We start from the raw sequence: 22,912 nt of genomic DNA, 5'->3' as shown, positions 1-22,912 counted from the left end.
CCTATCCGCGAAGGCCACGGAAGAACGCCCGCACGTCGCCCACCAGCAGCTCCGGCACCTCCATCGCGGCGAAGTGCCCGCCCTCCTCGAACTCGCTCCAGTGCACGAGGGTCGGGTGCGCCTTCTCCGAGATGCTGCGCACCGGCCGGACGATGTCGTGCGCGAAGACCGCCATCCCGAGCGGCGCCGCCCCCGTCGGTCCGCCGCTGCCCGGTCCACCGGACTCGAAGGTCAGCCGCGCGGAGGATCCGGCGGTGCCGAAGAACCAGTGCAGCGACACGTTCGTCAGCAGCGTGTCGTCCGGCAGCGGGTACGCCGGGTCCGTCCACTCCCGGACCTTGTCGGCGATCCAGGCCAGCTGCCCGGTCGGTGAGTCGGAGAGGGAGTAGGCGACGGTCTGCGGTCGGGTGGCCTGCATCCGCATGTAGCCGGGGGTGTTGGCGAGGAAGTCCCGGATGACCTCCACCCGGGCGGCGTCGTCGTCGGACAGACCGTCGGTCGGGGCCGGACCGTGCGGCAGGTAGTTGACGTGCACGCCGATCACGCTCTCGGGCGCCGCGACCGCGAGCAGCCGGGAGACGCCCGACCCCCAGTCGCCGCCCTGCGCCCCGTACCGCTCGTATCCCAGCAGGCTCATCAGCTCGGCGAAGGCGCGGGCGACGCGGGCGGTGTCCCAGCCGCGGTCGCGGGTCGGGCCGGACGGTCCGAAGCCCGGGATCGACGGGATCACCAGGTGGAACGCGTCCGCGGGGTCGCCGCCGTACGCGCGCGGGTCGGACAGCGGGCCGATGACGTCGAGGAACTCGATGAACGAGCCCGGCCAGCCGTGGGTGAGGATCAGCGGCGTCGCGTCCGGCTCGGGGGAGCGAACGTGCAGGAAATGCACGGTGGCGCCGTCGATCTCCGTGACGAACTGCGGGTGGCGGTTGAGGACGGCCTCGTGCGCGCGCCAGTCGTACCCGTCGCGCCAGTGGTCGGCGAGCTCCCGCATCCGTCCGAGCGGGATGCCGTAGTCCCAGCCGGCGTCGTCGAGCTCGTCGGGCCAGCGGGTCCGGGCCAGCCGGTCGCGCAGGTCGTCCAGCGCGGCCTGCGGGATGTCGATCCGGTACGGACGGATGGTCGTGGCGGGCATGGCAACCTCCGAGGGGTGATTGTTGGTGTCGCCAACGATAACAGAATTCGTTGGTTGCGCCAATGGTCTTGGGTTGCCGCGTCCGGGGCCGGGCATCGGGCGGTGGTCTGGGCACCGTGGGGATCGAATTGCCTTGTCGTGCAACAGATGTGTGGGATCGCAGTGAAGCGCAACCGTGGTTGAGTTCGGTATTGACGGCGGGTGACCGCATGGTTACTATCCAGTAGGTTTTTGTGACGTCGGCCACCTGGGCGATCCAGCGTCACCGGAGATCCACGGGGGTTCGAGTGGTCATGCGCGCCAGGATGTCGGATCGTGGGTCGCTGTCGCGGGCGGGAGCGCTGGCCCTGTCCGGTGCGCTGACGATCGGCCTCGCGCTCACGCCCGGAGGCGCCGCGACCGCCGACCCGACCGGGGGAGCGGACGGCGCGAAGTGGCTGGCCACCGCGGATGCCCCGCCCGAATACCCGGTCGTCGCGATCGACTGGGACGTGCCGATCACCATGAGCGACGGAACCGTGCTCAAGGGCAACATCTACCGCCCGGCCGATGCCTCGGGCAAGCCGATCGACACCAAGATGCCGTCGATCCTGAACGTGACGCCGTACACCAAGCTGGTCAGCAACGTGGTCGATTCCATGCTGACCGTGCCCGGGCTCGAGGACACGCTGGTCGACCTGGTGAACTCCTACGACCTCGCCGGCACCCCGCTGGACGGGGTCGGCGAGACCGCGAAGGTGCTCACCGGCGGCGGGATACGCGTGTTCACCGTGAACCGGGATCTCGTCCGCAGCGGCTACACCCAGGTCGTCGTCGACGCGCGCGGCACCGGGTTCTCGCAGGGGCAGTGGCAGACCCTCGGCCCGCGCGAGCAGCGCGATTCCGTCGAGATCATCGACTGGTTGAGCAAGCAGCCGTGGTCGAACGGCAAGGTGGGCATGGCGGGCGTGTCCTATTCCGGGATCAACTCCCTGCAGGCCGCCGGGTACCAGCCGCCCGCGCTGAAGGCGATCTTCCCGACCGAGCCGGGCAACGACCTGATTCGCGACATCGTCGGCACCGGTGGCGGGCTCGGCATCGGCTTCATGCCGCTGTGGCTCGCGCTCGTCAACGGGACCAAGCTCATCCCCGACGTGCAATCCCTCGCGCAGGGGCGGTTCGATCAGCAGTGGCTGCAGGACCGGCTCCGCGACCCCCTGACGCTGATCGCCGAGCTCAGCGAGGTGATGACGGCCCCGAGTGTGAACGACCTGGATCCGACCACGCTGCGCGTCGCGCAGGACGGCGCCTTCTATGAGGAGCGCAAGGCGAGGGTGGAGAACATCGCCGTGCCCACCATGCTCTACGGCGCCTGGCACGACATCTTCGCCAACAGCGAGCCCCGCGTCTACAACGCGATTCCCCTGCCCGCCGGTCAGAAGCAGCTGATCATGAGCGACAACTATCACGTCACCTTCGGTGGCGGATTCGGCGACGACGGCGCGCCGCCGCGGCTCGACGTCCTCGAGCGAGCCTGGTTCGACAAGTGGCTCAAGGGAATCGACAACGGCATCGACCGTTACGGCCCGGTCACGCTGTTCCAGCAGGGCAATGGCTGGACGACGACCGACCAGTTCCCCCGGGCGGGTGTCGAGTACCAGCGGATGTACCTGTCGGACGCGCCGAGCGGTACCGCGGGCCACGCGGCCCGCGACGGCAGCCTCGTGGCCGGCACCCCGCAGAGCTCCGCGCGACTGACGGCCGCGCCCGGGCTGCGCGGGTTCTGCTCCCGCGACGGCGCGCAGGGGACCGCGGGTATGACCGTGATCCTCGGCTCGGTGTGCAGCAAGGACTCCCGGATCCAGGAGGCCGAGGGGCTCGCGTTCACGAGCGCGCCGGTCGCGGAGCCGACGGAACTGTCCGGCCCGGTGAACCTGCATCTGGAGACGGTTCTCGATGCACCCGACGGCTTCTGGGCGGTCACCCTCAACGACGTTGCGCCCGATGGCACCTCGACCACGCTCACCAACGGCGCGCTGACCGCGTCGTTACGCGAGGTGGACGAGGCGCAGAGCCAGAGGTCGGCGAACGGGGACTACGCCGAGCCGCATCACAAGCTGACGGTGTCCGCGCGCAGGCCCGTCATCCCGGGCCAGGTGACGCCCGTCGACATCAACCTCGTGCCCACCGACGCGGTGCTCGAGCCGGGCCATCGACTGCGGGTGGACATCTACGCCGCCAGCGTGCCCCGGTACCTGCCGCTGGGGCCGATGAGGGCCGACGGCCAGAACAGGCCGCAGCACGTGCAGCTGTCGGCGGACCGGCCCAGCTTCGTCAACCTGCCGCTGGTCGGGGCGAAGGCCTGGTAGCGGGCGGCGCTACTTCTGCCCCGCCATGATCAGCTTGGCGGTGGTCTCGAGGCGGTCGGCGATCTGGACGTAGGACTCGTAGCCCATGCCGGCCCGGACGAGCGCCCCGGACCACGCGATCTCGAGGGCTTCGAGCACGTCCGGATCGTGACCGGGACCGAGGGCCGCGACGAGGCGCGCGCGGATGTCCTTGCCGATGCGCAGCCGCAGGTGTTCGACGTCGGGGTCGTCGCCCAGGATCGCGGTGGTCGCCGCCGCGGCCAGGGCGGGCTCGTCGGAGACCAGCAGCGCGACGTCGCGCAGGACCCGGCTGACCCGGGCGACGGGATCGAGGTCGGTGGGGACCTCCCGCGGGACCGCGGCCAGGCGCCGCCAGAACACTTCCGCCACGAGGTGGCTCTTCGAGGAGAAGTACGTGTACGCGGTGGCGGCCGCGACGCCCGCCTCCGTCGCTACCAGGCGAACGGTGAGGCCCGAGAATCCCTGCTCACGGAGCACGGCGACCGCGGCCGTGGTCAGCTTGTCGACGGTCTCGGCCTGCTGTTCGGTCAGGCGCCGGCGAGTGGATTCGAACTTAGCTTCACTAGACACATGTCCAGACACTACTGGAAGTGGGCGTACTCGGGCAAAGGGGTCGCCACCGGGCTCGGCCCGCTCACCAGCCCGCGGGTGGGGCCGCCATCAGGTCACGGGAGCAGTAGAACGTGCTGCGGTTTCGGGGAACGGTGTCGTCAGCCCGGGTGGTCCTAGGTCGGGGGCCTGCCCAGGTCGGCGGGCACCTTGAGGACCGAACGCGCCTTGTCCGAGATGTCGCAGTCTCCCGATGCGACCGAATGGAGGATGCCGTTGTAGACGAGGTCCCACATCGGTTGATTGGATTGCACGTCGCGGATCACGAGGCCGTAGATGTTGCGGCCCGACGAATCGGTCAACTTGAGCACGCGATTCAGCCCGCTGACTGTGAACCTGATTTTGGTTAGCTCGTAGGTGTTGACCCAGTTCTTGTCCTGTTGAACCCACACCGCGCCGGCGGCCAGCCAGTTGCCGTGGCGGGAGAACCACCAACCATGGGCAAGCCACAGTCCGAGCACGAGCCAAGACCACCACCACGTCATCCAGACCAGGCCACCGGTACGCCAGGTCGCGAAACCTGCGAACAGGGCGATGATGCCCAGATCCGCAACCCGCATGTCCCGCCTCGAGTGTTGGTTCCATTCGAGGCGCTTTCCGAGATCGTCTGGGCCGGGCAGTGGGTTTCGCGGCTCGCGGTCGACAGGGGTGGGGTTGTGACCGTTCCATTCGCGGGGCGCCCGTGGTGGCCGGGGAAGCCCCGTCGAGGGATCGGGAATCGGGGATGGGTGTTTCAGCGGGTTCACCGAAAACTGGCCATGGCGTCCCATCACTCTCCTCCGGCCCATTCGATGGCCTCGCTGACACCCCAACCGATGAAGACACCGCCTACGACGACCGCGACAGTTGCGGGCCCACCCGCCACACTCGCCATCATCAGTTCTGTGGCTACAGTTCCCGCGGCGAAGCCGGCGACGTTCTTACCCACGGCCAGCGCTGCGTCGCCCCTGTCCTCGGCGCCCATCACCTCGTCTGCCGTCTGCCACCCCGTCAACACCACACCGGCAATCGGTAATTTCGATCCGACCTTCGACAGCATCGACGTTCCGCCATTGGAAACGACAGGCGCCGAGATCCTCTCCCACAACGGATGCCCCGCCCCTCCGGGAAGCATCCTGTTGTAAGGCGTGTTCGCGGCAGCACGCACCGCGTCGTCGGCGCCCAGTCCGAATCGTTCGGCGGCGTTCATCGCGGATCGGCGCAGCGAATCCGGGAGTGGTTCGGCAGCGATCGTCCGAAATCGGTCCGACTGTGCGGTCATCGTCCGGGCGAAGTCGTCCCACGGCGCTTGCTTGGCGACCATGGCCTGCACGTAGCCGGTCGCGAGTCCTGCCCCGAGCCAGGGTGCTTCATCGAGGAACTCGCCCTTGAAGGCGGTGAATGCCGACCGCTTTTCCAGCATGGCTTCGCGAAGTGCCACGTGTGCCTGCATCTCGAGCCTTCGTCCCTCGCCCGCCATCGCGAGGGACTCGGCGTACGCGGCTTGCTGTTTCGCGAAGGCGGCGTCATCGGCGGGGCTGACGGGTCCCACCGAGACCACGCGTTTCGGATCGCCGATCCACAGAGGGTCACATGGGTTGGGTCCGGCATACAGCCCGGCCTCGAGGGCGATGGCGGCTGCCTGCACCATTCGCTCCTTGGCCGTGACGATGGCATCGACAAATTGTTGTAGTGCCCTGGCGGTGTCGCGCGCCCGGTCAGCGAGGTCGCCGGTCACCCGCTCCAACGCAGTGATCCGGTCTCGGAAAGCATTGCCCGCGTCGCCCCGCCAGTTCGACTGGGAGGACGAATGTGCATCGAGGAGGGTCCGCGCCTCCTCGTCGGTCCCGTTCGCGATCGCGTTCAGCGCATCGACACAGGCGGTGCACGATTGTGGATCCGCATCGACGGCAACATAGATCGGCATCAGCGATCTCCACCCTTGCTGGGTACTGCTTGCCCGACCTTGTCGAGTGCCTGGCCGGTATTCGTGTCCGACTCTGCGTAGGACGAGACGTTGGCGTGGACAGTGTCGGCTGCGCTCGACTCGACTGCGGCAGCCGTTGCCATCGCTTCCGCCAAGGCCGTCAAGACGTCACCGACGAATGCTGTGGATGCGCCCGCATTCGGTAGCTGGGGCGCCTGCGCAGCCAACTCCTGAAGCCCGTTCGCGCCCAGGGCCAGTGAGCGAGCGGCGGGGGAGAGGTCGTCGACCTCCATTGGTGAACTCATCGCAGATTCCCGTCACCCCACGCCGACGCCGACTCGAGCCACGAGTCGGGCAGCGCCGTATCGTCTGCCTGCACAGGCTCCGGTGGTCGCTGTCGGTGTTCGTTGGGGATGCTGGCATCCACCAGTGCCACGTCGAATCCGGTTGCAGCCTTCACCCCGTCGAATCCACTGCCGTCGAGGGCACTCCAGTGCTGGAACGGTCCGCAGCAGCGCACGAGACTCGGGATCGACGTGTAGACCGGCAGCGCCAGACGGCCGTCCGGCAAGGTGCGAAGCTCGAGTTGGACCTGACCGGATGCGTCGCGCGGAGGCGTCGGGACAAACAATATGTCCGCGCCGAAATGAGCGTGCTCGACCATCTTCAGCCCCCCCGGATCTGATCCGTTCGATGGTAGACCAGGGCGTTCCGCATCGCGCCGGTGCACGTCGTTAGCATGGGCACCAGCAGCGACCGGCTGACAGACGCGGCCGGCGTCCCGGCACCCGAGAAGGCGGTCGACGTCGTGAAGAAGTACCTCCCCACCTGGCACGACGACGAGGTCCGTGCCCTCTCCGAGCTCGCGGCCGGATTCTTCGAGCGGGAGGTGGTCGCGCACAACGAGAAGTGGGACGCCCAGCACCGCATCGACCGCGACGTGTGGCTCAAGGCAGGCGAGCTGGGGCTGCTGTGCTGCTCTATCCCCGAGGAGTACGGCGGCGGTGGCGGCACCTTCGCGCACGACCTCGCCGTCTTCGAGGCCCAGGGCTACGCCGGCGATCTCGCCTTCGGGATCTCCGTGCACAGCGGCATCGTCCCGCACTACATCGCCGAGTACGGCACCGAGGAACAGAAGAAGGCGTGGCTGCCGGGGATGGCGACCGGCGAGATCCTCGCCGCCATCGGCATGACCGAGCCCGGGGCCGGCTCGGACCTCAAGGCGATCAAGACGACCGCCGTCCGCGACGGCGACGACTACATCGTCAACGGCTCGAAGACGTTCATCACCAACGGTGCCTCCGCCGACGTGATCGTGCTGGCCGTCAAGACCGACCCGAAGGCGGGCGCCAAGGGCGTGTCCCTGCTGATCGTGGACCTGCGCGACTGCCCCGGATTCGCCGTCGGGCGGGTGCTGGACAAGGTGGGTCAGCACGGCGCCGACACCTCCGAGCTCTCGTTCACCGACGTGCGGGTGCCGGTGTCGAACCTGCTCGGCGACGCCGAGGGGCAGGGCTTCGGTCAGCTGATGGCGCAGCTGGTGCAGGAGCGCCTGATCATCGGCGCGCAGGCGTCGGGCGCGATGAATCGGGCGGTGCAGGACACCGTCGCGTACACGAAGTCGCGGCAGGCGTTCGGGCACAGCCTCTTCGAGTTCCAGAACACCGCCTTCGAGCTGGCCGAGTGCCAGACCATCGCGCGCACCTGCGAGGTGTTCCTCGACCACTGCATCCAGGCGCACCTGCGCGGCGAGCTGGACCCGTCCGAGGCGGCGATGGTCAAGTACTGGCTCACCGACAAGCAGTGCGAGGTGATCGACCGCTGCGTCCAGGTACACGGCGGCTACGGCTACATGCGTGAGTACCTGATCGCCCGCATGTACGAGGACGCCCGCGTCCAGCGGATCTACGCGGGCGCCAACGAGGTGATGAAGGGGATCATCGCGAAATCGTTGTAAGCGCCCGCGCGTTGGTGCCGGGCGGTCAGTTCGACCGTCCGATCAGGTCGGCCGCCTTCTCGCCGATCAGCACGCACGGCGCGTGGGTGTGGCCGCGGATGATGGTCGGCATGATCGACGCGTCCGCCACGCGCAGCCGGTCCACCCCGCGCACCCGCAGCTCGGGATCGACGACGCTCGCCGCGTCCTTGCCCATCCGGCAGGTCCCGGTGGGGTGGTAGAGGGTGTGCGAGGTGCGCTCGAGCGCGGTCGCCAGCACGTCCTCGACGGGCGTCGGGGAGGCCACGGCGGGTCGGATCATCTCGCCGAGACGGGACTTCAGCGCCGGGGCGGAGGCGAGCGCCTCGCACACCCGCAGGCCCTCGAGCATCGCGCGGCGGTCGACGCCGCCGCTGTCGCTGAGATAGCGGGGATCGATGATCGGCTTGTCCTCGTGGTTCGCCGACCGGAGCGAGATCTCGCCGCGGCTCTCCGGCTTGAGCAGGATCGTCCCGATCACCGCGGCGTGCTCGGTGGCGGGCACGAGGCCCTCGTCGAAGAACGGGGCGGGGCCGAAGATCAGTTCCAGGTCGGGCAGCGCGAGGTCCTCGCGGCTACGCGTGAATCCGTACGCCTCGGCGACGTTCGAGGTGAGCATGCCGCGGCGCCGCACCAGGTAGTTGACGAGCTCGGGAAGCTTCTCGGCGGCGAAGAGCGAGTCCGATTCGACGCGGTAGCCGAGCATCGAGACCAGGTGATCGGTCAGGTTCCGGCCCACCTCGGGGAGATGGTGCCGCACGGCGATGCCGTGCTCGCGCAGGTGCTGCTCGTCCCCGATCCCGGACAGCATCAGCAGCTGCGGGGTGTTGATCGCGCCGCCGGCGAGCACCACCTCCTTGCGGGCGCGGACCGTGCGGCGCACACCGCCCTGCACGTACTCGACCCCGACGGCCGCCGACCCCTCGAACAGCACCCGTGTCGCCGCGGCCTCGGTGAGCACGGTCAGGTTGGCTCGCTTGCGCGCCGGCGCGAGGTAGGCGTCGGCCGTGCTCCATCGGGCCCCGCGCTTCTGGGTGACCATCGTCTGCGAGAAGCCCTCGGGTGCAGCGGTGTTCGCGCGTTCCACCGGGAAGCCGGTCTGGCGTGCCGCCTCGAGGAACGCCGCGGTGAGCGGGCGCGGGCTGCGCTGATGGCTCACCGAGATCGGACCGGTGGTGCCCGCATCGTCGGCGGCGGAGGCGTCCTCGACGTTCTCGAACCTGCGGAAGTACTCCACCACGTTGGCGAAGGACCAGGAGTCGCCGGCGAGTTCGGCCCATTCGTCGTAATCGGCGGCGAAGCCCCGCACCCACATCATGGCGTTCATCGACGACGAGCCGCCGAGCATCTTCCCGCGGGGCCAGTAGATGCTCCGGCCCCCGAGCCCGGGCTGCGGCTCGGTGAGGTAGTCCCAGTCGACCTCGCTGCGGAACAGCTTGGAGAAGGCCGCGGGGATGTGGATGAACTTGTCCTTGTCCCTCGGCCCCGCCTCGAGGAGGACGACCTCGTTGCGAGGGTCGTTGCTGAGCCGACCGGCCAGCGCCGCTCCGGCCGATCCGGCGCCGACGATGACGTAGTCGGCCGCTGACGATTCCTGGGTCATGTGTTCGATCTCCACATCGAGAAGAGTTGGGGGGAAGTGGTTCTCGGTGCGCGGTGGTTCACCGCGCGCCGAGATCAGCCGCGCAGCGCGGACGCGAAGATCGCCGGGAGTCGCGTCCAGGACGGCTTGCCCGCGAATGCGGTCAGCAGGCGCCCGGTGCCCGCCGCGGTCTTGTTGGTGACGAACCACGGCGGCTTCGGCGAGATCGACCACTCCCGGTGCAGCAGCGAACGGGGGGACGGACGGAACGGGCCGCGCACCACGGTGCGCTCCGGCCGGTCGATCAGCAGGGCGTTGTGGACGACGCCGATCCCGCTCTGCACATCGCTGAGGGTGTGGCCGGGGAACGCGCCCCAGGTCGCCGCGGCGGTGAGGAACCCGACCCCGGTCCACGCGTTCACGGCGATGGTCCCGTACCGCAGGGACTCGAGCAGCGCGTCGAACCGATCACCCATCGCGTCGATGGTGCCGGGCTCGGCGATGATGTTCACCCCGAGCGTGCCGACGAACTGGTCGTTGACCACCTCGGCCGCCCGGGTCGCGAAATCCGTTCCCTCGTCCGGCAGTTCGATCACGCCCAGCACCGGCCCGAAGTACTCGGTCTGCAGCAGCGGGGTGAACTCGTCGGGCCGCAGTCCGGACACCAGTACCCGGCCACCCTGCTCGCCCAGGCGCTCGGCCTTCGGGTACGTCCGCGCGGCCGAGGCGACCCGGTCGTCGCTGCCCGGGTAGTAGGCGGGGCGGGCCGGGGCGCGGTCGACGGCGGCGCGCAACGCCGCGACGAACTCGTCGCGCTGCGGCCACTGCGAGGACAACACGACCACCTGTGACGCGATGCAGTTGTAGCCGCCGTTGTGCAGGCGCTGCGTCGCGATGTGCTCGGCCTGGAACTCGATGTCGGCGCGGCTCCATTTGCCGGGCAGCACGATGGTCGGCGACACGCCGCCCAGCTCGCTGGTCATGCCCTTGTCGAGGACCGGCTCGCCCGCGGCCTTGCGGCGCGCGCCGTCCTCGCCGGTGCCGAAGACGATCGCGTCGTGGGTGAGCGCGCTGCCGGTCATGTGCACGTGGTCGACCAGCCGGTGCCGGGTCAGGTACGTGCCGACCTCCGCTCCGCCGGTCAGCAACCGGACGACACCTGCCGCGATGAACGGCTCGAGAACCTTGGTGAAGACCGGCAGCATCCGGTCCATGATCGGGTTGAGCTTGAGGGCGACGACGCGGTTGTGCGCGAACAGCTCGTACAGCGTGTCGAGCGGGGCGATCGAGGTGATGTTGCCTGCGCCCAGGACCACCCCGATGCCCTGCGTGCGGGTCGGATCGAGCTGGGCGAGGCCCGCCTCGCGCTGTGCCGTCGCACGATCGATGCCCGGCTGCAGCCAGACGTCGGCGCTGAACCCGCTCAACAGCAGCTTGTCGAAGACGTTCATCGGCAGCGCCCGCACGGTGGTGCGGCCGCCGGGGGCGGTGCCGAAGGTCGCCCCGGCCAGCGGGCTGGTGCCCGATTCGAGCCTCGCGAGGCTGGCGGACAGCGCGGTCGTGGCCGTGGCCATCGAGTACGGCCCGGACATCCACTCCTCGCCGACCAGGGGCGAGTCGGGGTCGAGTCGCTTGATCTCGACCGCCGCCGCCACCCAGTCGGCCGCGTGTCGCACCGTGAGCTCGCCGACCCGCTCGAGCAGTCGTCGGCGTTCGCCCAGGGACAGGCCCGCCCAGGCCTTCTCTCCCTCGACGAGGTCGGCGAGCGCTTCGTCGATGGCGGGGTGGGTGCTGGCGGGGTCGTGATCGGACACTGTGTCACTCCGTTCGATTCGAGGCCGGCTGGTCGGACTCGTCGGATCTCCTCCTGTGATCCTCGTCGCATCGGGGGCTGCGCGCCATAGGCGGGGAGCGTCGATGTGGGCGGCCGCTTTGTGCGGTCGCACAAACTCCTATGGCGTGGATCACCCCGGGGCGGCTACCCTGGTCCGATGGCCGTCATCCCCGACATCGCGCCGACCACGCGCACCGACCTGTTGCACGACCTGCGCGACTCGGTGGACGGGCTCGCCGACGAGCTGGTCGCTCGTATCGTCTCCGCCGAGCAGGACTACGCCGACGCCTCGCTGTTGACGCCGGAGCAGTTGCGGTCGGCGTGCCGGGACAACCTGGCGTCGATGCTCGCGAACCTCGACGGCACGGCACCGGTCCGGCTGGAGTCGGCCCGCGCGGCCGGGCGGATGAAGGCCGAACAGGGCGTGTCGCTGGCCGCGCTGCTGCACGCCTTCCGGCTCGGCGGGCGGTTGATCTGGGAGGAGCTCACGGCGCGTTCGGACGGGCACGCCAGCCAGTGGTTGCTGGACATGGCAGCGCAGGTCTGGGCGCTGGTCGACGTCTACTCGGACGCGGCGGCCGACGCCTATCGGGAGGCGGCCGACACCCGTGCCCGGGAGGACGCCGAGGCGAGCAGGCGGCTGGTCCGAACGTTGTTCGCGAACCACGCTCTCAACCCGGCGGGCGTCGCGGACGCGGTGCGCGCGTTCCGGATCCCCGAGCGGGGCGCCTTTCTGGTGGTGTCCGTCGGGGATTCCGCGTCCTGCCCGTCGGCGGACGTACTGCGATCCGGGCTGCGCGGGGTCGGCATCGAATCGGTGTGGGACACCGAGGTCGACGGCCGCATCGGCCTGCTGTGGGCATCGTCCGAGTCGGCCCTCGAGTCGGCCCTGGAGGCGGCGCTCGGCGAGATCGGCGCGGGCCCGGTCGGGGTGAGCCGGGGCTTCGGCCGGCCGGGAGGCATCGGCGAGGCGGTGGAACAGGCCCGGCAGTCCCGCCGCTGCGCGCTCGACGGCGCCGGCGTCGCGACGCGCTACGACTCGGTTCCGGTGCCGCTGCTGGTGATCCGCCAGCCCGACGCCGGACAGCTCGCCGCCCGGCAGGTCCTCGGGCCGCTGCTGGCCCTGCCCGCCGACGAACAGCACAACCTGCTGACCACCCTCGAGGCCTGGTTCGCCGCCCGCGGATCCACGACGGCCGCGGCCGCGAAGCTGCACTATCACCGCAACACCGTGCTCTACCGACTGCGCCGGATCCAGGACCTGACAGGCCGGGACTTCTCCGACCCGGTGCACGCCGCCGAGCTGTACGTGGGGCTGTGTGCCCACCGGCTCCTCGGCGCCGGGCGGGAGTGAGCGCGGGGTCACGCCCTTCGCGATCGGCGGCGGCCACCGCGGCCGCTATTGTTGGCGGAGCGACGCCCAGGCCGGTCCGCCCGGCACCTGCGGCGTCCGGGGGAGTGATAGTCGATCCGGGGGGATTTGATGGGGGCGGTGGACGGCGGCTGCGGTGAGTTGCTGGCCGAGATCGACGCGTTCTATCAGGGGTTCGGCCAACCCAGGGCGCTGACCGAGGCGCTGCGGTCGTCGGTGCTGCTGATGCCGGTCACGGACGACGACCGGATGCTCACCAGTACGTTCGGGGGGCTGGACTGGGTCTGCGCGTTCACCAGCGAGGGCGAGTTCGCCCGCTACCTCGCCGCCCGCGGGGACTCCGACGGTCGTGGGTTCCGCGCGCTGTTCGGTAGCCGGATCGTCGATGAACTCGTGACGGGGCTGCCGCGCCCGACGGGCGTTGTCGTCGACATCGCCGGGGCGTCGCCCATCGCATTCCCGCCCGCCGAGGCCCGATCGTGAGCGACGAACTCGGCGTCGACCCGCAGATTCTGGTCCAGGCCGCGCAGGGCATCACCGCGATCACCGGATCGCTGGAGGGGCTCGGGATCGGCGAGACTGCCGCGGTCGGGCGGGGCTTCTCGCTGCTGGCGCTCTCGCCGATGGAGGCGGGCAGGCAGGAGGTGCAGTCCGCGCTCGAGGAGTTCGCCGAGCGCTGGTCCTGGGGCGTCCGGAACCTGGTGCAGTCGGCGAACGAGATCGCCCGGGTCCTCGAGCTGGACGCGGGCATGTACCACGAGATGGAGCAGAAGGTCTCGGACACCTTCAAGACCATGTGGACCCATGCGGTGGGCAACCCGCACCTGAGCGGCGAGGAGATCGCGGAGCGAAGCTGGGAGGACACCCTCGCGGACAACGCCGTCAACCACGTCCTCAATCCGGACTACAGCGCGGAGTCCTTCGCGGAGGCGGCGCAGACGATCCGAGCCAACAACGAGGTGGTCGAAGAGGTTGCACCGCAGGCGTTCGCGAACGTGTCGCCGCAGCTCGCCGGCGCCCTCGGGGTGGATGCGGACCGAGGGTGGAACACCGGGGCCGCCGAGCTCGCGGCCGAGATGACCTCGGGGGGAGGGGCAACCGGTGAGCTGGCTCAGTGACACCTGGGACGACGCCACCGGGGCGATCGACAGCGCGGGCGAGTTCGTCGAGGACGCCGTCGAGTCGGGCATCGAAAGCCTCGGCCAGGCAGCCGATTCCGGCCTCGACGCCGCCTCCGGTGTGGCCCGTCGCCTCGGCGCCGACGGGGTCGCCGACGCGCTGACCGATCTCGGCGATCAGGTCGCGAGCCTGACCGGCGGCGCCGTTGACGAGCTCGAGCTCGGCCAGACCGAGCAGCCGAAGGAGCTGATCCGCGGCGAACCCGCGGCCATCGCCGACGCCACCGGCACCCTCAAGGAGCTGGCCGGCAGGATCGGCTCCACGGGCGACGCGCTGCGCACGATCGATGCCGCCGGCTGGACCGGAACGGCCGCAGACGGATTCAACGCCGTGTACGACAGGCAGCCGGGGCTGTGGCACGAGGCCGCAGACGCGATGAGCGCCGCCGGGCGGAGCCTGACCTCGTGGAGCTACACCGTCGAGGCGGCGCAGGCCCGCGCGGCGCAGGCCGTCGAGATGTGGAAGCAGGCCGAGCGGGAGGAGCTGGCGAAGAAGACCGCCTACGCCGCGCTCGGCGCCGATGCGCAGGCCGGCACGCAACTCGTCGACAGCTGGAGCGCGATGAAGGACGCGGCCCGGGAGATGCTGCGCGGCGCCCGGATCGAGCGCGACGGCGTCGCCGGGCAGGTTGCAGGCGCGCTGGCGCAGGCCACCGCGAGCGCGCCCACCGAGCCGCCGTTCACCGAGCGCATGGTCGCCAACCTCGCGGACGCCACCGACGCGCTGGAGGTCGCCAAGACGAACTTCGGCTCGGGCCTGCTCACCGGGCTCAGCGGCATCGCGCAATTTATCCGCCAGGTCAATCCCGCGGATCAGTACAACCTGACGCACCCCGCCGAGTACGGGGCGGCGATGTCGGACCTGGCCACCGGGCTGTTCGTCGCGGCGGCCGATCCCGGGGCCGTGGTGTCTTCGATGGTCGACGACGCGATGGACAATCCCTTCGAGTTCGCGGGCAGCCTCACCGGCGACGCGATCCTGACTGCCGCGACCGCGGGGGCCGGCGGCGGCGTCGCGGCGGCCCGCTCGGTCGAGCGGATGGTCGACGCCGCGGGGGACTTCGCCGGGCCCGCCCGGCTGGCCGACACGGTCGCGGACGCGGGCATGCACGTGCCGACGCCCGAGGCGCCGCGGCTCGATGCGCCCGGCCAGGTCGCCGAGGCGCCTCGCCTGGACGGGGCGATGTCCGAGGTCGAGACCAGGCCGGCCGGGGTTGAGGATGCACCGTCGCCGTCCGTCGACACCCCCGGCGCGCCCGACGGCGACGACCAGCCCAACCAGGCCCCACACGACCTCGCGGACGCCGACCGCGGCGCCCACCAGGCGGCCGATGAGGCGGGCGTGGACAGCGACCGCACCAGCGACCAGAACTGCGAGGGCCGCGACCCCGTCGACGTCGCGACCGGCGAATTCCTGCTCCCCGAAACCGATCTCACGCTGCCCGGCGTGCTGCCGCTGATCCTCGGGCGACGGCACCGATCCAATTTCCGGTTCGGGCGGTGGTTCGGGCCGAGCTGGTCGGCGACGCTGGACCTGCGGATCGTGGTCGAGGAGTCGGGCGTCGCCTTCCTCGCCGAGGACGGCGTGATGCTCAGCTATCCGCACCCCGAGGTCGGCGCCGAGGCGCTGCCCGCGTCGGGGCAGCGCTGGCCGTTGACCCGGACCGAGACCGGTGGCTACCGGGTGCACGATCCCGACCGCGACCTCACCTGGCACTTTGCCCCCAGGTCGGAGATGGGCGGGCTGGATTCCGCGCTGGGCAACTTCGCGATCAGCGCGATCACCGACGGGCACCACAACCGCATCCTGTTCCGCTACGGACCGGACGGCGCACCCACCGAGATCACCCACTCCGGGGGCTACCGCGTACTGATCGAGACCACGGGCGGCCGGGTCACCACGCTGTCCGTCGTCGACGGCGACGCCGCGACAGTGATGCGCCGATTCGCCTACGAGGCTGGGCATCTCGTCGCCGTCACCAAGGGCGACGGCGGCACCACCCGCTACGGCTACGACGCCGACGGTCGCATGCTGACCTGGACGGACAGCAACGGCAACCGGATGGTCAACAGTTACGACGGCGAGGGGCGAGTCGTCCTCCAGAACGGCACCGCCGGGATCCTCGACTCGCGGTTCGAGTACACCGACACCCCGGACGGCGCGGGCCGGATGACCGTCGTGACGGACTCGACCGGCGCCGCCACCACGCACGGCTTCGACGCCGACCTGCGGCTGCGAGACCTCGTCGACCCGGCAGGGGCGCACGTCCACACCGACTACAACGCCCGCCGCGAACCGCTGCGGGTGCGCACGCCCGACGGCGCGACCACCGCGTATCTGTACACGCCCGACGGCGACGTCGCCCGGATCACCCGACCGGACGGCGCCGTGCTGTCGATCGAGTACGCCGCGCCAAAACGACCCGCCGCGGTGCACAACCCGGACGGCTCCACCAGCCGCCGGGAGTGGGACGGCGACGGCAACCTGATCGCCGTCGTCGACGAGGCGGGTGCCCGGACCGGATACGGCTATCACCCGAGCGGGTCGCTCGCGAGGGTCAACGACCCGACCGGAGCGACCACGTTCATTGACTGCGACGACGCCGGGCTGCCGGCCGCCGTCACCGACCCGAACGGCGCCGTCACGCGCATCGAGCGGGACGGGTTCGGGCGACCGGTCGCCGTCACCGACCCGACCGGCGCCACCACCGGCTACCGCTGGTCGGCGGACGGACGGATGACCGGTCGACTCCACCCCGATGGCGCCGAGGAGTCGTGGGAGTACGACGGCGAGGGAAACCTGCTCGCCCACACCGACGCCGGCGGCGCGCGCACCGTCTACGAGTACGGCGACTTCGACCTGCTGTCCGCGCGGACCGACCCCGACGGGTCCGTGACCCGCTACGCCTGGGACACCGAACGCCGTCTGACCGCCGTCACCAATCCGCTCGGCGACACCTGGAGCTACCGCTACGACCGCGCGGGGCGGCTGGTGTCGGAGACCGACTTCACCGGCGCCAGCACCGCCTACACCCACGACGCGATGGGTCGGGTGGCGACGGTGACGACGCCGACCGGGGTCACCCGCGCCAACACCTACGACGTCCTCGGCCGGCTCACCGGCGTGCGGGCGGACACGGGGGAGTACCTCCGGTTCGGGCATGACCTGTCCGGCCGGGTGACAAGGGGCGAGTCGGGAACCGGCGAGACCTCCACCCACACCGTCGATTTCGAGTACACCGCGACTGGCGCGCTGGCGCTGCAGACGGTGGACGACGAGGTGGCCCTGCGCTTCGAGCACGACCTCGCGGGGCGGCGGACCCGACGGGTCTCGCCCGGTGGCGGCGACACCACCTGGCGCTGGGACCCGGCCGGGCGGCTGGCGGCGCTGACCACCGGCGGGCACCGGCTCGACTTCACCCACGACGCGCGCGGCGCGGTGACCGGCTGGCGGGTCGGCGAGCTGGCGGTCGAGCACACCCACACGGCGCGGGGGCAGCTCGCCGCCCAGTCGGTGATCGCGCGCCCGGCGTCGGCGCTGAACCTGGGCCTCGGCCCGGGGCCGGCGACGACCCCCACGGTGCTCCGGGAGGACGCCTACGGCTACCGGTCGGACGGCTACCTCGCCGACCACACCATCGTGCGACCGGACGCGACGCTGCGCCGTGACTACACGCTCGACCCGGTCGGTCGGGTGACCGCCGTCGCCGAGAACGGTTCCGCGGCAGAGGGTTACGCCTACGACGGCCTCGGCAACATTACCGCCGCGCGGCCCGCCGGGCAGGATTGGGACCGGCGCGAGTGCCGCGGCAACCTGCTGGTCCGGGACGGCCGCACCCGCTACCGGTACGACGCGGCCGGCCGGCTGATCCGCAAGACCACCACCCGGTTGTCGCGGAAATCGGACACCTGGCAATACAGCTACAACGCCTTCGACCAACTGGTCGAGGTGATCACCCCGGACGGCCAACGCTGGCGGTATACCTACGACGCGCTCGGTCGCCGAATCACCAAGTCGCGGCTAGGCGACGACGGCGCGGTGCTCGAGTCCATGCGATACACCTGGGACGGCACGCAGCTCGTGGAGGAGCGGCGCGGCGAGGCGGTCACCACCTGGAACTACCGCCCCGGCACCTTCACCCCGCTGACCCAGGCGTCGCGCCAAGGCGAGGTGGACGCCGAGTTCTATGCGATCGTCACCGATCTCGTCGGCACCCCGGTGGAACTGATCGACCCGGACGCAGCCGATGTCACCGGGTCCGCCACCGCCGACCTGTGGGGCCGGACGAGTTGGGATGGTGTGTCCACGCCGCTGCGGTTCCCCGGCCAGTACCACGACGACGAGACCGGCCTGCACTACAACCTGCACCGCTACTACGACCCGGCCACCGCCCGGTACGTCACGCAGGATCCGCTGGGGCTTGCACCGGCGGCGAATCCGAGTGCGTACCCGCATAATCCGACGGGGTGGACCGATCCGTTGGGGTTGGTGCCGAGGGCCTGCGACGAATCAACAACCGACAGGACACAGGACGCACTTCCAAGAGGTTCGGGTTGGGCGCACCGGGGAGCCGACACATATCGGCATGGCGGTCTCATGTCTACGATCGAGCATGTGATGTATCGCCACGGCCCGGATTCGGGTTTCGAAGGTGTCGGTAGGTTTTTGCCCGGAACAAGTGTCAGTGATATCCGGACAATGGTGAACCAAGTTCTGGCCCACGGGGATCTCAACATGCAGGGCAATGGAGTTCGTGTCAGTTACGAATTCGATCGTCCGATTGGTACTGCGAGAAGTGGAGATCCGGTCAATAGCATGGAGGTGATTGTCCGAGATGGGTGGATCAAGACGGCGTTTCCGAAGGGGTGACCATGGATAGAAGCATCGTTGACGAGTTTTTCGACATCGAGTGTGACGAGTACACGCGAAAGCTACTCCTAGATCTGTTGGCCCAGATCGGACCCGGCACGGTGCGCGAACTGACGTTTGATGTGTTCAACGTGACAATCAACGGCAGCGACAGGACGGTTGACATAGAGGATGAGCTAGATCCAGACCGATCGACCCAAATTACGATCGATCAGTTGCGAGAAGTGCTTGCTGGACACGAGTAGCGTGCGCCTCACTTGGGACCTCAAAGTCTCTTTCTGTGGCGTGTCAGGGGAAAATGCGAGCAGCCAATGAGATTTCACCGTACGTATTTCTCGCGGGACGCGAGGTTCTCGATCGGAATCGAGCTGGATGCGGGCCGGTGCTACGTTTCACTGCCGGTGAGCAACGGGCTGGTCGATTACGAGGAGTACTACGAGATCGACCGGGAAACCTATGCCCGTTTCCTGTCCGTCCCGGCCGAAGCCTCCGCGTTTGTGGCTGAGTGCAGGCGCCACGAGCGGGACGACCTGCTCATCGTGCAGCCGGGTCGGAACCGGGGCACACCGGTCTAGCCAACGTCCGACTGCTTCGAGCTAGGGGATTGAACGTGCGGATGTCGGTGCAGCTCTTGCGGATCTACCTCGACGATCTCGGCTTCGGCGAGCGCGACTACGCAATTGGGCACGACGCCGATGACAGGTTCTGCTTGGTTCGCGACGGTGACAAGTGGGTCGTGTACTTCTCGGAACGCGGTTCACGGTGGGACGACGTGAGCTTCGACTCCGAGAAGGTTGCGTGCATGTTCATGCTCGGACTCTTCACTCAAAGATACGTCGAGCGGTGGCCACGTCATGGCAGTGGTCGCACGCGGTGATTTTCGAACGGTCAGCCGTGACCCGGTACTGGAGCTCGACGGTCGCGAAATGATCGCCGTCCTCGCGCACCCGGAATTCCGCGAAGGCGCCCTGCTGCTCGACAATGGTCGGTCCTCGCCTTCTCCACGGGCGGAGCAGTCCATGCCCTACCTTTACGGCATGGGAGGCCCCGACATGCGTAGACCCTCGCACCTTCGGGCGGTGCCCACCTCACCCGAGGAGCTGCGCGCATTCATCGACGAGATCGACGATCTGGCGGACCACGCGACCTCACGTTCGGACAGCTCGAGGCGTCGGCGGGATGTGGCGGGCTACCAGCTACGGATAGACCTCGCGGGCGTCACCCCCGCCATCTGGCGGCGCATCGTGGTCCCTTCGAATCTGCGGCTCGATGAACTACATCCCTTGCTCCAGGCAGCAATGGGCTGGGGTGACTGTCACTTGCACGAGTGGGTACGCGTGAACCCGCAGCGTCCAGGGGGTCGTGAAACGTACGCGATGCGGTCGAGTATCGAGGACAGTTTCGTGGAAGAGGGCGACGACTTCTGCGAGGAGGACATTCGGCTCGACGAGGCGCTGGCTGAGCCCGGGGACACGCTGCGGTACGTGTACGACTTCGGGGACGGGTGGGAGCACACCATCATCCTCGAGGCGATCGCCGAGGATGCGGCGCCCGGCGCGGTCGCTTGCCTGGCCGGTGAGCGCTCCTGTCCGCCCGAAGACTGCGGAGGAGTGCGCGGTTACGAACACCTTCTGGAGGTGCTCGACGATCCGATGCACCCGGAGCACGAAGAGCTGCGGGAGTGGGCCGGACCAGACTTCGCGCCTGAGGCCTTCGACCTCGACGCTGCGAACGCGGCGCTGCGCAGGCGCGATGCGCTTCGGCGAAACCCGCCGGTATTCGATTCGCAGCTTGCCGAGCTGTTGACTCGGGTTCCGTATCGGGCTGCGCCGCTGTTGTATTCGCTGATCTCGCGGGCCGAACTCCAGGGTGGGGTTGGCCCGGATTTCGACCACGTGCAGGCGAGCGCGCTTGCGCACCTGCGATGGTTGCTGCATCGAATCGGTCCCGACGGCATCACGCTGACCGCGTCGGGATACCTCCCGCCCGCCGACGTCGAGGCGGCGCGCAACGAACTCGACTGGGGTGGGAACCGGATCGGGACCAGCACGCGTGAGGTGGACAACCCGCAGGTCCAGTTCCTGCGTGAGGCCGGTCGGGCGTTCGGGTTGACCCGGAAGCTCAAGGGCAGGCTGCTCCTCACCAAGCTGGGCGTGCGGATGTTGCGCAGTGACGGCGACCTGTGGGCGCACGTGGTGACCACACTTCCGCTCGGCAAGGAGCGCGTCGAGCAGGAGGCCGGACGAATCCTGCTGCTCACCGTCGCGGCCGGCGCCTCGAGCAACGAGCGCCGCGCGGTGATGGTCGAGGCGTTGACCGTCCTGGGCTGGCGTAACAGCGACGGCACCCCACTCAGCGCGTCCGACGCGGGATGGGCAGCCGACCCGACCCGCCAATTCCTCAGAACGATCGGGGCCTTGGTCGACAATTACGGGCAGCCGGACGCGCCCGCGGATCCCGCGTGGGCTCGCGTCTTCGCGCGGATGGCGCTGTCGATGTAGCAGGCGACGCCGTCCGTCAGGCTCGCGAATCCTGCTGCACTGTCCGCAACTCCCGCTTGAGCAGCTTCCCGCTCTGGTTCCGCGGCAACGCATCGACGAACTGGATGTTCTTCGGCACCTTGAACGGCGCGATCCGCTCCTTCACGTGCCCGATCAGGGCCTCGGCCGTCACCGGGTCGTGGTCCTCGCGCAGCACCACGACGGCGGTGATCGCCTCGATCCACTTCTCGTCCGGGGTGCCGATGACCGCGACCTCGGCGACCGCCGGGTGGGTGTAGACGGCGTCCTCTACCTCGCGGGAGGCGACCAGTATGCCGCCGGTGTTGATGACGTCCTTGATGCGGTCGACGACGGTGATGAAGCCCTCGGCGTCGCGGGTGACCAGGTCGCCGGAGTGGAACCAGCCGTCGCGGAACGCCTCCGCCGTCGCCTCCGGGTTCTCCCAGTAGCCCTGGCACAGCTGCGGCGACCGGTACAGCACCTCGCCGGACTCGCCGTCGGGCACGTCGTTGCCCTCGGCGTCGACCACCCGGGTCTCGACGAAGAACACCGCGCGCCCGCACGACGACGGCCGGGCCTCGTGCTCCTCGGGCTGCAGCACCGTGGCGAGCGGGCCGATTTCCGACTGCCCGAAGCAGTTGTAGAAGCCGAGGTCCGGGTAGCGCTCGCGCAGGCGGTTGAGCACGGTCACCGGCATGATCGACGCGCCGTACTGCGCCTTCGTCAGCGACGACAGGTCGCGGGTCTCGAGGTCCGGGTGGTTCGCCAGCGGCACCCACACGGTGGGCGCGAGGAATAGCGAGCCGATCTTCTCGGCCTCGATCCGTCGCAGGATCTCCGGGATGTCCGGCGCCGCCATCAGGTTCACTGTCGCGCCCACCGACAGATAGGGGAGCGTGAACACGTGCATGCCCGCGGAGTGGTAGAGCGGCATGCAGACCAGCGGGTTGTCGTCGGCGGCCAGGCCGAGTGCGATCACCGACGAGACGTACTCGTGCACGAGCGCGCCGTGAGTCATCATGGCGCCCTTGGGCTTCGAGGTGGTGCCCGAGGTGTAGAGCAGCTGCACCAGGTCGGTGGAGGCGGCCCGCGGCTCCAGCGCCGGCACCTCGCCGGTGCCGCTGAGCTCGAGCAGCGAGCCGTCCGCGTCGCGCAGCGGCAGCACGTGCTCGACGGCGAGGTTTTCGCGCACCGAGTCGAGGGTGTCGCGCAGGGCCGGGTCGACCAACACGGCCCGCGCCCCGGACTGCGACACCAGGTAGGTCAGTTCCTCGCCCTTGAGGGCGTAGTTCACCGGCACGTGCACCAGGCCCGCACGGGCACACGCGAGGAAGCCGATGACGTACGCGTCGGAGTTGGTGCCGTACGCGGCCACCCGGTCGCCGGGCCGTAACCCGAGCGCCAGCAGGTGACCGGCCGCGCGGGTGACCGCGTCGTCGAGGTCGCGGTAGGTCCGGCTGCGACCGTCGAAGGTCAGCGCGGTGCGATCGGGGAACTTGGCGGCCGAGCGGCGGAGCACTCCGTCGACGGTGTTGGTGCGCGGATCCTGACTCATGGACGTCAGGTTATCGGACGTCCAACTAT

The 22,912-nt window shown here is 69.5% G+C and carries 19 protein-coding genes; 10 read left to right on the top strand and 9 right to left on the bottom strand.

Annotation, left to right across the window (positions count from 1 at the left end; all coding sequences use genetic code 11):
* Position 1: 1 nt before the first annotated feature.
* Positions 2-1,132 (bottom strand): epoxide hydrolase family protein, encoded by a 1,131-nt coding sequence (locus tag ACFQS9_RS17700; RefSeq protein ID WP_378407027.1) that lies wholly within the window; start codon positions 1,130-1,132, stop codon positions 2-4.
* Positions 1,133-1,437: 305 nt separating this feature from the next.
* Between ACFQS9_RS17700 and ACFQS9_RS17695 the strand changes: the two genes are divergently transcribed.
* Positions 1,438-3,480, top strand: a complete 2,043-nt coding sequence (locus tag ACFQS9_RS17695; RefSeq protein WP_378407077.1) for a CocE/NonD family hydrolase — start codon at positions 1,438-1,440, stop codon at positions 3,478-3,480.
* A gap of 9 nt (positions 3,481-3,489) precedes the next feature.
* Here the strand turns inward: ACFQS9_RS17695 and ACFQS9_RS17690 are convergent, their stop codons facing one another.
* The 5 genes from ACFQS9_RS17690 to ACFQS9_RS17670 form a co-directional block, all read right to left on the bottom strand.
* On the bottom strand, positions 3,490-4,071 hold the full coding sequence (locus ACFQS9_RS17690) for a TetR/AcrR family transcriptional regulator (protein ID WP_378407025.1): 582 nt from the start codon (positions 4,069-4,071) through the stop codon (positions 3,490-3,492).
* Positions 4,072-4,226: 155 nt separating this feature from the next.
* Positions 4,227-4,670: a hypothetical protein gene (locus ACFQS9_RS17685; protein WP_378407023.1), complete on the bottom strand. Its 444-nt coding sequence runs from the start codon at positions 4,668-4,670 to the stop codon at positions 4,227-4,229.
* A 209-nt stretch (positions 4,671-4,879) separates the two neighbouring features.
* Positions 4,880-5,827, bottom strand: a complete 948-nt coding sequence (locus ACFQS9_RS17680) for a hypothetical protein (protein WP_378407021.1) — start codon at positions 5,825-5,827, stop codon at positions 4,880-4,882.
* Positions 5,828-6,015: 188 nt separating this feature from the next.
* On the bottom strand, positions 6,016-6,309 hold the full coding sequence (locus ACFQS9_RS17675; protein ID WP_378407019.1) for a hypothetical protein: 294 nt from the start codon (positions 6,307-6,309) through the stop codon (positions 6,016-6,018).
* 8 nt (positions 6,310-6,317) lie between these two features.
* Entirely contained in the window at positions 6,318-6,746 is a 429-nt protein-coding gene (locus ACFQS9_RS17670) for an SAV_915 family protein (protein ID WP_378407017.1), read from the bottom strand.
* A gap of 78 nt (positions 6,747-6,824) precedes the next feature.
* On the opposite strand from ACFQS9_RS17670, the gene ACFQS9_RS17665 reads away from it, so the two are divergent.
* Entirely contained in the window at positions 6,825-7,973 is a 1,149-nt protein-coding gene (locus ACFQS9_RS17665) for an acyl-CoA dehydrogenase family protein (RefSeq protein WP_378407075.1), read from the top strand.
* A gap of 25 nt (positions 7,974-7,998) precedes the next feature.
* Here the strand turns inward: ACFQS9_RS17665 and ACFQS9_RS17660 are convergent, their stop codons facing one another.
* Entirely contained in the window at positions 7,999-9,594 is a 1,596-nt protein-coding gene (locus ACFQS9_RS17660) for a GMC family oxidoreductase (protein ID WP_378407015.1), read from the bottom strand.
* A gap of 74 nt (positions 9,595-9,668) precedes the next feature.
* Positions 9,669-11,387, bottom strand: a complete 1,719-nt coding sequence (locus ACFQS9_RS17655) for an aldehyde dehydrogenase family protein (RefSeq protein ID WP_378407013.1) — start codon at positions 11,385-11,387, stop codon at positions 9,669-9,671.
* A 177-nt stretch (positions 11,388-11,564) separates the two neighbouring features.
* On the opposite strand from ACFQS9_RS17655, the gene ACFQS9_RS17650 reads away from it, so the two are divergent.
* From ACFQS9_RS17650 to ACFQS9_RS17615, 8 genes are all read left to right on the top strand, one after another.
* Entirely contained in the window at positions 11,565-12,761 is a 1,197-nt protein-coding gene (locus ACFQS9_RS17650; protein ID WP_378407011.1) for a PucR family transcriptional regulator, read from the top strand.
* A 129-nt stretch (positions 12,762-12,890) separates the two neighbouring features.
* Positions 12,891-13,262: an SseB family protein gene (locus tag ACFQS9_RS17645; RefSeq protein ID WP_378407009.1), complete on the top strand. Its 372-nt coding sequence runs from the start codon at positions 12,891-12,893 to the stop codon at positions 13,260-13,262.
* Positions 13,259-13,897, top strand: a complete 639-nt coding sequence (locus tag ACFQS9_RS17640; RefSeq protein WP_378407007.1) for a hypothetical protein — start codon at positions 13,259-13,261, stop codon at positions 13,895-13,897. The genes ACFQS9_RS17645 and ACFQS9_RS17640 overlap by 4 nt, the downstream gene beginning before the upstream one ends.
* Positions 13,881-18,827, top strand: coding sequence for a putative T7SS-secreted protein (locus ACFQS9_RS17635; RefSeq protein ID WP_378407005.1), 4,947 nt, complete (start codon positions 13,881-13,883; stop codon positions 18,825-18,827). Before ACFQS9_RS17640 ends, ACFQS9_RS17635 begins: the two co-directional genes overlap by 17 nt.
* 2 nt (positions 18,828-18,829) lie before the next feature.
* Complete coding sequence (locus ACFQS9_RS17630) at positions 18,830-19,072, top strand: hypothetical protein (protein WP_378407003.1); 243 nt, start codon at positions 18,830-18,832, stop codon at positions 19,070-19,072.
* Between the two features lie 66 nt (positions 19,073-19,138).
* Positions 19,139-19,402, top strand: a complete 264-nt coding sequence (locus ACFQS9_RS17625; RefSeq protein ID WP_378407001.1) for a hypothetical protein — start codon at positions 19,139-19,141, stop codon at positions 19,400-19,402.
* Positions 19,403-19,443: 41 nt separating this feature from the next.
* The gene (locus ACFQS9_RS17620) at positions 19,444-19,704 is read left to right on the top strand and encodes a hypothetical protein (protein ID WP_378406999.1); all 261 of its coding nucleotides are present in this window, start codon (positions 19,444-19,446) and stop codon (positions 19,702-19,704) included.
* Positions 19,682-21,328, top strand: coding sequence for a plasmid pRiA4b ORF-3 family protein (locus ACFQS9_RS17615; RefSeq protein WP_378406997.1), 1,647 nt, complete (start codon positions 19,682-19,684; stop codon positions 21,326-21,328). Before ACFQS9_RS17620 ends, ACFQS9_RS17615 begins: the two co-directional genes overlap by 23 nt.
* 16 nt (positions 21,329-21,344) lie before the next feature.
* On the opposite strand, the gene ACFQS9_RS17610 is transcribed toward ACFQS9_RS17615, so the two are convergent.
* On the bottom strand, positions 21,345-22,883 hold the full coding sequence (locus tag ACFQS9_RS17610; RefSeq protein WP_378406995.1) for an acyl-CoA synthetase: 1,539 nt from the start codon (positions 22,881-22,883) through the stop codon (positions 21,345-21,347).
* Positions 22,884-22,912 lie beyond the last annotated feature (29 nt).

This window comes from Rhodococcus daqingensis (genome assembly GCF_042665615.1).
Taxonomy (GTDB): Bacteria; Actinomycetota; Actinomycetes; order Mycobacteriales; family Mycobacteriaceae; genus Rhodococcus_G; species Rhodococcus_G daqingensis.
This window is presented reverse-complemented; position numbering and strand designations above follow the sequence as displayed.

Coding starts and splice junctions, on each gene's coding strand:
- ACFQS9_RS17700 (WP_378407027.1), bottom strand. CDS start 1,132: ATGCCCGCCACGACCATCCGTCCGTACCGGATCGACATCCCGCAGGCC.
- ACFQS9_RS17695 (WP_378407077.1), top strand. CDS start 1,438: ATGTCGGATCGTGGGTCGCTGTCGCGGGCGGGAGCGCTGGCCCTGTCC.
- ACFQS9_RS17685 (WP_378407023.1), bottom strand. CDS start 4,670: ATGCGGGTTGCGGATCTGGGCATCATCGCCCTGTTCGCAGGTTTCGCG.
- ACFQS9_RS17675 (WP_378407019.1), bottom strand. CDS start 6,309: ATGGAGGTCGACGACCTCTCCCCCGCCGCTCGCTCACTGGCCCTGGGC.
- ACFQS9_RS17660 (WP_378407015.1), bottom strand. CDS start 9,594: ATGACCCAGGAATCGTCAGCGGCCGACTACGTCATCGTCGGCGCCGGA.
- ACFQS9_RS17650 (WP_378407011.1), top strand. CDS start 11,565: ATGGCCGTCATCCCCGACATCGCGCCGACCACGCGCACCGACCTGTTG.
- ACFQS9_RS17645 (WP_378407009.1), top strand. CDS start 12,891: ATGGGGGCGGTGGACGGCGGCTGCGGTGAGTTGCTGGCCGAGATCGAC.
- ACFQS9_RS17630 (WP_378407003.1), top strand. CDS start 18,830: ATGGATAGAAGCATCGTTGACGAGTTTTTCGACATCGAGTGTGACGAG.
- ACFQS9_RS17625 (WP_378407001.1), top strand. CDS start 19,139: ATGAGATTTCACCGTACGTATTTCTCGCGGGACGCGAGGTTCTCGATC.
- ACFQS9_RS17620 (WP_378406999.1), top strand. CDS start 19,444: ATGTCGGTGCAGCTCTTGCGGATCTACCTCGACGATCTCGGCTTCGGC.
- ACFQS9_RS17615 (WP_378406997.1), top strand. CDS start 19,682: ATGGCAGTGGTCGCACGCGGTGATTTTCGAACGGTCAGCCGTGACCCG.
- ACFQS9_RS17610 (WP_378406995.1), bottom strand. CDS start 22,883: ATGAGTCAGGATCCGCGCACCAACACCGTCGACGGAGTGCTCCGCCGC.